10 protein-coding genes are annotated in these 6,652 nt (G+C 55.6%); 7 read left to right on the top strand and 3 right to left on the bottom strand.

The window, feature by feature from the left end; translation table 11 throughout:
* The first annotated feature begins 186 nt into the window (after positions 1-186).
* The 7 genes from ABDZ66_RS03960 (at position 187) to ABDZ66_RS17260 (ending at position 5,072) form a co-directional block, all read left to right on the top strand.
* A complete protein-coding gene (locus ABDZ66_RS03960; protein ID WP_343756313.1) occupies positions 187-705 on the top strand; it encodes a hypothetical protein in 519 nt (172 codons plus the stop codon).
* Positions 706-1,463: 758 nt separating this feature from the next.
* On the top strand, positions 1,464-2,444 hold the full coding sequence (locus ABDZ66_RS03955; protein WP_343756311.1) for a tyrosine-type recombinase/integrase: 981 nt from the start codon (positions 1,464-1,466) through the stop codon (positions 2,442-2,444).
* 82 nt (positions 2,445-2,526) lie between these two features.
* Positions 2,527-3,132 carry a ParA family protein gene (locus ABDZ66_RS03950; RefSeq protein ID WP_343756309.1) on the top strand — a complete coding sequence of 202 codons (606 nt, stop codon included), beginning with the start codon at positions 2,527-2,529 and terminating at the stop codon, positions 3,130-3,132.
* Positions 3,126-3,473 carry a hypothetical protein gene (locus ABDZ66_RS03945; RefSeq protein ID WP_343756307.1) on the top strand — a complete coding sequence of 116 codons (348 nt, stop codon included), beginning with the start codon at positions 3,126-3,128 and terminating at the stop codon, positions 3,471-3,473. Before ABDZ66_RS03950 ends, ABDZ66_RS03945 begins: the two co-directional genes overlap by 7 nt.
* A 3-nt stretch (positions 3,474-3,476) precedes the next feature.
* On the top strand, positions 3,477-3,983 hold the full coding sequence (locus tag ABDZ66_RS03940) for a hypothetical protein (protein WP_343756305.1): 507 nt from the start codon (positions 3,477-3,479) through the stop codon (positions 3,981-3,983).
* Between the two features lie 275 nt (positions 3,984-4,258).
* Positions 4,259-4,648 carry a hypothetical protein gene (locus ABDZ66_RS03935; RefSeq protein ID WP_343756303.1) on the top strand — a complete coding sequence of 130 codons (390 nt, stop codon included), beginning with the start codon at positions 4,259-4,261 and terminating at the stop codon, positions 4,646-4,648.
* Positions 4,635-5,072, top strand: coding sequence for a terminase small subunit-like protein (locus ABDZ66_RS17260; protein WP_425544397.1), 438 nt, complete (start codon positions 4,635-4,637; stop codon positions 5,070-5,072). The genes ABDZ66_RS03935 and ABDZ66_RS17260 overlap by 14 nt, the downstream gene beginning before the upstream one ends.
* Here ABDZ66_RS17260 and ABDZ66_RS03930 read toward each other — a convergent pair.
* The 3 genes from ABDZ66_RS03930 to ABDZ66_RS03920 form a co-directional block, all read right to left on the bottom strand.
* The gene (locus tag ABDZ66_RS03930; protein ID WP_343756300.1) at positions 4,955-5,815 is read right to left on the bottom strand and encodes a hypothetical protein; all 861 of its coding nucleotides are present in this window, start codon (positions 5,813-5,815) and stop codon (positions 4,955-4,957) included. The two genes, ABDZ66_RS17260 and ABDZ66_RS03930, sit on opposite strands and share 118 nt — an antisense overlap.
* Entirely contained in the window at positions 5,766-6,140 is a 375-nt protein-coding gene (locus ABDZ66_RS03925; RefSeq protein WP_343756298.1) for a hypothetical protein, read from the bottom strand. Before ABDZ66_RS03925 ends, ABDZ66_RS03930 begins: the two co-directional genes overlap by 50 nt.
* The coding region (locus ABDZ66_RS03920; RefSeq protein WP_343756296.1) for a hypothetical protein at positions 6,137-6,652 on the bottom strand (516 nt) is incomplete at its 5' end. The genes ABDZ66_RS03925 and ABDZ66_RS03920, both read right to left, overlap by 4 nt.

The raw sequence follows: 6,652 nt of genomic DNA, 5'->3' as shown, positions 1-6,652 counted from the left end.
CCTCCAGCGCACACCGGCGATGGCGATTGGGCTGACCGATCGCGTTTGGACGCTGCGAGCGTGGCTGTCACGGCCTCAAGGCGTTCCCTGTCGGGCATAGTTCCAGCCAACTACCAGATTTGATTAAGGACCATGTTTTGGCTTTTCGGACCCGCGGCGTCATCAGCAGTTCGCTACCGTGGATGTATGAAACGTATAAGAGCGGCTCATCTCTGGGACACCAGCACCAGCACGCTGAAAAAGGCCTGCGATTACTACACCTCCGTCACGGGGATCCCAGTCCCGGACGATATACCAGAACCCATCGTTAGCCAGCTGGAACAAGCATTCGCGGTAAGCAAAAGTGACGATATTACACTAAGAATGGCTATTATTCGTGTCGTAGGTGGAATTGAAAAACCCGCAAAGGGTAGTGAATTAGACTTAATCGATCGTCTTTCAATAATTGAGGGGAAGTTCGATGATTTAGTGGAAAATGTTAGAAGATCATTCATTGATATGCATGATAATTTCGTTGAGGAAATTCAAAACGGTAGTTTAGCTCAGAAAAACATTGATGCCCAAAGCTTCGACAATATATTGAACGGAATATCGGCTCAGATTACTAAAATTTCGGAGAGAATTGATGACATCTCGGAAGAGATAGAAGCTAGCCGGCAAATTCAGCAGGAGAGACCAAAACTGCTGAGCTGGTGGCCGTGGTAACGGTTTCTAGTTCGAACGGGAGGCATCTGTATTGATGCCTCCCGTTTGCTTTACTCCGCCTCTTCGAACAGTCCGATCTGCCCTACACCAGCTTCTGCTGCTCCAGTTTCCGCATCCCACAGTGCATCCTTGAAGCTGCTAGTCAGCGGGATGCCCGAATCGGGCGGGCAACCCCGATCTCTAGGGAACAACCGGGATAAGGGATGCCTGCCATTCGCCAAAAGTTGACGCTTTGAACGCTAGGTCGCCGTCACGTCGGAGAAGATTGCCACTCCGCGGGAACCTATTCGAAACTTCTCAGGACTCGTGTCAGCCTCACAGGCTGGGTATTAAGATCTTTCCTTCCTAATTTCCATTGGGTAGGATAAAAGGGTGATACTGCCAACGGATAAGAGCCTCCTCTTCACACCATCCGCTCTAGATGCAGCATGGCAATTGAACCCAATACAACGCCCACTTAGAGGCTGTCGCATCTATGTAATTGATAAGGATCTTCATAAATATCTTTCTGCTAAAAAAATAAAGAAAAGAGCCTTGTTTAGAGTGATTAGAAGTTTAGGCGCGACGATAAGTCAGCATTATTCTATACCGCTATCTTACTACACCATTGATGACAACACAAAAAATTGGGTATATTTTTTGAAGTTGAGTGGAAAATGGATAGGAGAAATACATCACCAAATGTTAGCTAAGAATTACGACTATTACATTGTTGTATCTGGAGTGTCATATCCTTTCACATACAGTACATCCGTCATATGACCCTCGTTCTTTACAAGGTAACTGCCCTCGCGCAAGCCCAGCAGTGGGCAGGCCTCCCCGATCACGAACTCCGCCGACGGGCCGTGACGGCGGCTGTAGACAAAGACACCCAAGCGCTGATAGCCCTGACCCGCGCCTACCTCACCCATGAGGGAGCCAGCGGCCTGCTGACCAGTGCACGTACCATCGAGGCATACACCCTCGGTGTCCGGCACTTCACCGAGTACGCGACCTCAAACGCCATCAACCTCCTGCGCCCTGGACGGCGCGACACATCCGGGTACGTAGCGCATATGTTGGGTTCCGGGCGCAAGCCCGCAGGCGTCGAACTCAAAGTCGCCGCGGCGAACTGCCTGTACCGGGCCCTCCGGTGGGCCGGCGCCACAGAGGCCGAACCCTTCCGTGATGTCAAGGTACCCAGGGATCACACACCCGGACTCGTGAAGCGACCGCCCTACAGCGAGGACGACATCGCGGCCGTGATGGAGCAGACCGACCTTCAGGGCCAGGTCCTCCTGCTTCTCCTCTCCCATGCGGGCCTACGGATCAGCGAGGCCCTCGCTCTGACATGGCAAGACATCGACTTGGAGCTTCGCCGGGTGTCCATTCAGCAAGGCAAAGGAAGGAAGGGCCGCGTCGTGACCATGAGCGGCAGCCTCCGCCGAGTGCTGAGCAAGTTCAAGCAGGCTTCGAGCCAGACCACTGACGGCCGCCGCACCACTCCGGAAGGCGCCGTCTTCTCGTACTCACACGTCACCACCGCCCGGTATCACATGGAGAAGGCCTTCAAGGCGGCAGAGGTGCAATTCCGTGGCTTCCACCCCGGACGCAAACTCGCCGGTACCCGCCTGCTGCGCCAGGTCAACGACATCGCCCGCGTGGCGCACCACCTGGGGCACGCATCCGTTGAGACCACCCGGCGCGGGTACGCGAACTACGAAGTCGACGACCTCCGCGATACTCTTGCAAACTGGTGAGAATGTCATCACTCTCTCATGTTTTCTTTCATGCATGAATGAAAGTATGTGAGCACGTATGCGAGAAGGTATGCTCACCTGAATGACAGCCAAGCCGCACGTGGTCGCATTCACCTCACTTAAAGGCGGAGTCGGGAAAAGTACTCTCGCCGTTAACATCGCCGGCGCCCTGTCCCTGAAGGGTAAGACTGCCCTGATCGACGCGGATGCAGCGATCCAGACCAGCAGCGGCTGGGCCACGCGGGGAAAGCTACCCGTCACCGTCTTGAAAGAAGGCGAGGCTATCCCCACCGGGATCCGTTACCTGGTCGTGGATACTGAAGGGCGCCCGGCCCTGGAAGACATTGCCGCCCTGACCCACTCCGCAGACGTGGTCCTGATCCCCACGGCGCCGAACTCGGTGGAGGTCGAAGCGACCGCCCGTCTGCTCCAGCAACTGCCCGCTACGAACGCGAACCTCGACCGCGTGTACATCGTCATCACCAAAGCCCAGCCCGTCGGTACCGTTGGCCAGAGTGCCCGCGACGAGCTGCGCAGCGCCGGCCTGCAGGTGTGCGAGACCGTCATCCGCCGGTACACCGCCCACGAACGGGCACACGAGCAGGGCGTACTGGTGAAGGACGCCGCTGACCCCCGATCGGAGAACGCCTGGGCAGACGTCCTCAGTCTCACACTCGAGGTGTGCTGATGACGAAGAAACCGCGATTCGGTAGTTTTGTCACAAGCCCAGGGGAAGGGGAGAACACCACGCCTGAACAGGGCGCACCCACCCGCGCTGCCCTGGTGCCGGAGCCCGGCCCAGCTGCACCAGTCATCCCCCAGGCGCCCGCCCGAGAGGAGCGACGCGCCTTCAGCACCCGCGTCCGCCCCAGCCAGAAGGCCGCCCTCGACATCTTCGTGATGGACCTCAAGCGGGCCGGATGGCCAATCTCGCAGGAAGCTGTTCTCGAAGAACTCCTCCGCCTCCTCCAGGAAGACGAGCACACCCGCGCCACTATCACCCAACGCCTCACCCAACGCCTATTCTGAGGCATGAGCCCCTGGAAATGCCTTCCCCTTCTTACCTCTCTACTACTGGGAGCCACTTACGCTGAACCCCTCATCGGCCTCACGAGCCCCCGAAACCTAAATGGCGTGAAATTCTGCTTTGAAGATCGTTACGTTCGTGTTGATGACCCTCTCCAAGACGATGGCCAACGAACTTTAGCAACGACTATTGCCCGCAGTATCAGAACTAAATTAATTGCATATCGAATCCCTATTGCTCAAAATTGCGGTGAAACCACTGGATACGTTGGGCTCTGGCTCAATCTCTCGACCAGTAATGCTCTGGGGAATACACAAGCCAGGAGTTACAACGTCGAATTGCTTGCCCTGACCAAAGTTCCCAATCTTCCAAGCAATGTTGCCATCTACAATCAGCACAAGAAAGGCGTCAGCACCAATGCGACCCTGACCGACCAGCGGGCCTTAATCACCCAGTTGGCCCTCGAAATGATTGACAAACTGGGCGCCGACTATGCTATGGCCAACCCATGACGTCCTGATTCCCTAACAGACCTCTCCCCTGTCACCCCCGTTTATTGATAACGGCATAAATCCGCATCACCCGTGTTGAAACGCAAAACGTCTTGGCCAGCGTCCTGCCAACCCAGGGGAGTGATGGGCGATGTCAACTTACGCCGTTATCAATAGACCCCGGTGGCATGTAGCGACCATGCTGGGCACTCGCCCTTCTCACCCCAAATTTTCTCCACGTGAGGCCCTCCTCGAGGTGTGCCAGGTGTTTGCTGTTCGTGGTGCACGATGCGGGCATGGCGAACTTCGAGTTACTGGGAACGGGTCGTGTGGTGAAAGCTGGGGATAGGTTGTCCATGGCGGAGACGCTGGAGCTGCTGCAGGCACAGGCCGGGGACCGCCCGTTGTACCCGGTCGTGCTGTGGACACGAGACGGTCAAGGCGAGTTCGTGTTGAAGGACTCCGTCACTCCCACCGACGTTCTTCAGAACCTCTGCCTCGGCGGGAACCTGATCCATACAGAGGAACAGGTTTTCCAGAAGGAGGAGGAAGACATGGTTGTGCCTGTTCCCCTTGGTGCTGGACGCGTCCTGATGAAACCGCTCCAGTACGCCACTGCCGAAGACATGTCCGCGAGTGTCCATTGGGAAACCCGCATGTGGGGGCAGGCGAATGGACGCGCCTGAGCAGACGCCCATTCTGCTCGGCGGGGAGCCCGGCACCTGGACGCCAGCGCAACGCAGTCGGAATAACCGAATGGCGCACTTCCTCCGGGTGCTGGCGGAAGAAGGTGGCTGCCTCACGGCCTGCCAAGTGGCCGGCGTCCCATACGCCACGGTGCACCGGTGGCGGGATGAGCATGAAGCATTCGCCACTGCCTATGACATCGCGAGCCAACGGCGACTGCTGGCCGTGGAGGACAACATCTTCCGCATCGCCCAGAGCACCGATCCTCGAATGGCGAATGCAAGTTATAAAAAGCTCCCCCTGGACTACTTGGATACAATCTTCACTCCTGAAAAAGCTTCGACAGATAAAACCGGCAATTTTAGTTTGTCTTCGGTGCGCCCAAACTCCATAACAAGTATTGCTGACAGAGCACCTACATAAATACTCGGCAGATAACTCATCACCAGAATCGGTGTCATAAATTCAATTAATGGAATCGAGTTTTCGGTTCCACTCTTTATGTTTCTATATATTACATTACCATTGTAAGAATCTAGTTGGATGTCACTATGAGCTATAGAATTTCTCAGGTCTTTACTTATTAAATTGAAGAGTATAGAGAAAACTCCGTCCTTGCCCTTCGATTGCTTTTCAAATTCCTCAATTTTAGTGGCTGCCGGCTTCTTAAGTATGCGCCAATCAGGAGAATCACCATTGAAAACTTGCACTAGTGGTGTCATCCATCCCATCCAAGATGATATAAATTCAACCCCAGATCTATATGCCTCTTTCGAAATAAGAAACGAAGTGTTCCTATCACCGGAGGTCTTGTTATCTGCAGTTGTACTGTTCTTTCGAAGGGCTAAAGACGCTTCCATAACTGAAGCAATTTTGGAAAATAAATTGCTACCGGGGTAATCTGGGTGATCTATCATGTAAGAGCGAATCATCCAGAACGCCACATCAGGATCTTTCTTCTTAACTTCACGATAAATAGCCAGAATAACTTGATGCAAGATCAGTTGCATGGAGTGAATATCTTCCAACTCTTTATCTGCTGGCGCTTCCAACCCAGACCATACACACTCGATAAGATTCATGCGCTGTCCACCATTGGTGATCGGCTTGCCTAAGCTACGAACAGCATGATTCAGAGCCTCTAGACGTGCATTTATGGAATCCATTCTTGCCACCGTACAGCACACAACGGGCAAACATCAGCTCATCTGAGGACAGGCCCCCAGCATCTCGAATGGGTACCAGGGCATGCCGGCCAATGATCTGGGTTAGCAGGATCAGCCAGGCGAGGCCCTGCCACGAGATAGGCACCGGCAGTGCGAGGGCCGTCGTGAAGCAGAAGGCGGCGAGGAGTCCCGCGATGATCACCCAGGCCGGGCTCCGCTGGCGGGCGTAGGCGGTGGTGAGGGAGAGGGCCAGGAAGCCCTGCGAGTAGCGCAGGAGCGTCCCGATCACCTCCCCGTAAGGCACGGTGGCGGTGAGGTCGATCACGCGCCCTTCTCCTGGTCCACCACGGTCCCTGCCCGGTGCTGTACTTGCGTGACGGCCCATGCGAGCGCTTCTTGACCCCAGTACCCGATCACGCCACCCAGGCCCATGTAGAGCGCCCAGTGGAGTTCTAGCTTCCCAAGTCCCCGCAGGATCAGCCCGAGGGTAAGCGCAGCGATTCCGGCCACGCCACTGCGGACGATAATTTCGCGGATGGTCAGTGGGGGGTGAATGCCGGCGGCTTTGAATGCCTGGGCGAAGATCCCGAGAAGAACTGTGCCGCCGATGACGTACCAAGTGACGGTGTCGTTGATGCCGATCATGCCCGCATGTTGAACCGAATGCCGCCAGAGGCTGGCACGCTTTTCAGCGGCTGTTTTTTCGACCTGTGCTCGAGTATGGTAGTTGGCTGGAACTATGCCCGACAGGGAACGCCTTGAGGCCGTGACAGCCACGCTCGCAGCGTCCAAACGCGATCGGTCAGCCCAATCGCCATCGCCGGTGTGCGCTGGAGG

Source organism: Deinococcus depolymerans, assembly GCF_039522025.1.
GTDB lineage: Bacteria > Deinococcota > Deinococci > Deinococcales > Deinococcaceae > Deinococcus > Deinococcus depolymerans.
The sequence above is the reverse complement of the archived record's forward strand: the minus strand, read 5'-3'. Positions and strand labels throughout refer to the sequence as shown.